This window comes from Pseudomonas sp. FSL R10-2189, from assembly GCF_009600325.1.
Taxonomy (GTDB): Bacteria; Pseudomonadota; Gammaproteobacteria; order Pseudomonadales; family Pseudomonadaceae; genus Aquipseudomonas; species Aquipseudomonas helleri.
Window position 1 is genome coordinate 1 of record NZ_WIVZ01000098.1, and the last position, 1,331, is coordinate 1,331.

Consider the following 1,331-nt stretch of genomic DNA (forward strand, 5'->3'; position numbering starts at 1 on the left):
CAGGAACCGTACCCCAAACCGACACAGGTGGTTGGGTAGAGAATACCAAGGCGCTTGAGAGAACTCGGGTGAAGGAACTAGGCAAAATGGCACCGTAACTTCGGGAGAAGGTGCGCCGATGAGGGTGAAGCATTTACTGCGTAAGCTCACGTCGGTCGAAGATACCAGGCCGCTGCGACTGTTTATTAAAAACACAGCACTCTGCAAACACGAAAGTGGACGTATAGGGTGTGACGCCTGCCCGGTGCCGGAAGGTTAATTGATGGGGTTAGCTAACGCGAAGCTCTTGATCGAAGCCCCGGTAAACGGCGGCCGTAACTATAACGGTCCTAAGGTAGCGAAATTCCTTGTCGGGTAAGTTCCGACCTGCACGAATGGCGTAACGATGGCGGCGCTGTCTCCACCCGAGACTCAGTGAAATTGAAATCGCTGTGAAGATGCAGTGTATCCGCGGCTAGACGGAAAGACCCCGTGAACCTTTACTATAGCTTTGCACTGGACTTTGAATTTGCTTGTGTAGGATAGGTGGGAGGCTTTGAAGCGTGAACGCCAGTTTGCGTGGAGCCATCCTTGAAATACCACCCTGGCAACTTTGAGGTTCTAACTCAGGTCCGTTATCCGGATCGAGGACAGTGTATGGTGGGTAGTTTGACTGGGGCGGTCTCCTCCTAAAGAGTAACGGAGGAGTACGAAGGTGCGCTCAGACCGGTCGGAAATCGGTCGTAGAGTATAAAGGCAAAAGCGCGCTTGACTGCGAGACAGACACGTCGAGCAGGTACGAAAGTAGGTCTTAGTGATCCGGTGGTTCTGTATGGAAGGGCCATCGCTCAACGGATAAAAGGTACTCCGGGGATAACAGGCTGATACCGCCCAAGAGTTCATATCGACGGCGGTGTTTGGCACCTCGATGTCGGCTCATCACATCCTGGGGCTGAAGCCGGTCCCAAGGGTATGGCTGTTCGCCATTTAAAGTGGTACGCGAGCTGGGTTTAGAACGTCGTGAGACAGTTCGGTCCCTATCTGCCGTGGACGTTTGAGATTTGAGAGGGGCTGCTCCTAGTACGAGAGGACCGGAGTGGACGAACCTCTGGTGTTCCGGTTGTCACGCCAGTGGCATTGCCGGGTAGCTATGTTCGGGAAAGATAACCGCTGAAAGCATCTAAGCGGGAAACTTGCCTCAAGATGAGATCTCACTGGAACCTTGAGTTCCCTAAAGGGCCGTCGAAGACTACGACGTTGATAGGTTGGGTGTGTAAGCGCTGTGAGGCGTTGAGCTAACCAATACTAATTGCCCGTGAGGCTTGACCATATAACACCCAAGCAATTTGAGT

At 53.0% G+C, this 1,331-nt stretch carries 1 rRNA gene; it reads left to right on the forward strand.

Annotated elements, in window-relative coordinates:
- Positions 1–1,309, forward strand: a 23S ribosomal RNA gene (locus GHO32_RS26025); the annotation flags it as partial.
- Positions 1,310–1,331 lie beyond the last annotated feature (22 nt).